The sequence below is a fragment of the bacterium genome (assembly GCA_040755795.1).
Taxonomy (GTDB): domain Bacteria; phylum UBA9089; class CG2-30-40-21; order CG2-30-40-21; family SBAY01; genus JBFLXS01.
Genome location: JBFLXS010000602.1, coordinates 1 through 1,885 on the forward strand (window position 1 = coordinate 1; position 1,885 = coordinate 1,885).

Here is a 1,885-nt window from a genome sequence, read left to right on the forward strand (position 1 = left end):
GTTAATGACCCTCTGGGTTATCTTTTGGGACTCCAAAATGTCAAGAGAAACAAAAAGATGGCAAGAAATGAGGTAACACAATGCCACGCACCGTAAATATAGCCTTAAGTTCTACGCAACGCTCTCGGCAACTCACAGAAAAAGATTTAAAAAAATACTTGACAAATTAATTATATTGTGGTATTATTTAAAATAGGGAAATCTATAAATAGAGTTACACGACTTAAATTATTAAGAATTTAAAAAGAGGGAAAACTATCAAGATTTTTTTAATCTTGGGAAAATTATAGAAGGAAGAAAGAGAGTAATGAACCAACAAGGAGGATAAACTAATGAATCTCTTTAAATCAAAAAAATATGCTTTAACCATAATTGGTGCGATGATGATTATGGTTAGTTTAGGAATTAAACAAGCTTAGGCTATACCTATAATAGGAGCACAGGTGTATGCAACAGGTGATGCGGTTGTAGTTACGATTGGAACCAGATGTGCTGCCTTCACGGATGAATTGTGGTTATGCACACGAGGGACGATACTACCAGGTCCTAATGGAACATATATCGGTTCCAACGCCGACGAGGGTTTAGTAGTAAACTTAGGTGTTTTTGCCGCGGGGACTGAATTGGTATTCAAGCTTTATGTTCACGACATTCCATTGAACATAACCCCTACTTTCTTTTTAGGGCCTGCCGACCGTAATCCTGATAGCAGATACCATGCTCAGATTGATTTTGATGCACCAGGTCTGGCAGCGAACGAGGCATTTATGGAGTTTGAAGACTTCATAGACCAGGACCCGTTTACTGTTGCGTGGGACCATCCCTGGGGTGGACCTGCCGAACCGGACTATAACGACTGTAGATTCAAGTTGTCGGGTGTTGGGAGAAGCCCAGTTCCGGAACCTTCAACCATGTATCTTCTGGGCTGTGGACTAATAGGTTTGGTTGGATATGGAAGGAAAAAGTTATCCATGAGAGAGAAGAAGTCATAGAAAAGTTTAAAGGAGAAAGGAAAAGCTATGAGCCAACTTTCCATCGAGTTAGTATAGCGTGCTGTGAGGAGATATAACAATACAAAGTTTTGCTGTATAATACCGAAATAATAATAATATAGCCTTTAGAAGGAGGTATTATATGGCGAGGCAAGCGAAAAGCGAGGAATGATTAAGTTAACGAAGGAAGAGAGGGAAGGAATTGGAGGTAATAAAGAGGTCAAGGACAGCAAGCATACGAGAAGTGGAGAGGGCAAGGATTATATTGCTTAATCAGGTCATCCTTTCGTGAGTAATTAATATGTGTCCTGTAAACGATTAATCAAATTATGTGTGCCAGAGCACGAAGAGAAAACGGTAATTAAAAGAACACTTTTCATATTTGTGTAGCGCTTCTATCTAATAGAAGATTAAAAAACGATAGCAAGAGACAATATGGGAAGTGTTCTTTTTTTGTTATGTAAATACTTTAGACAGATAAAATAATATTAAAGTTTACATAGGATAATGCCGATAAATGAAAATATGTAAGTGTTCAACCATCAGCGGTCAGCATTCAGTTTTTGAATGAACGCCGTTAACATAAGTTTAATTTCTGTTACTTCACCCATACTTTGTCCGGAAAATAGCTGTAAGAATAGAACACGGATGACACGGATTTAACGGATTTTCGCTGATTTTTTTTCTCTTCTTTCTGTCTTCTATCTTCTATCCGCGAATATCCGCATCATCAGCGTCATCAGCGTGCTATTATTTTTCATCGTCATTTGTGCCCCGCAGGGGCATGACGGTTTCCCCTGAAAATGTATGTAAGTTGTTGTAATTATTTATTTTTTGTAGTAGCGAGAGGAAAGTAAAACCATCCCTTCCCTTAAAAGCACACAATATCCCCT

Annotated in this window: 1 protein-coding gene; it reads left to right on the forward strand. The window is 38.4% G+C overall.

The genetic code is table 11. The features are described from left to right. Nucleotides 1-443 precede the first annotated feature (443 nt). On the forward strand, nucleotides 444-992 hold the full coding sequence (locus AB1414_20110) for a PEP-CTERM sorting domain-containing protein (GenBank protein ID MEW6609718.1): 549 nt from the start codon (nucleotides 444-446) through the stop codon (nucleotides 990-992). The last annotated feature ends 893 nt before the right edge of the window (nucleotides 993-1,885 follow it).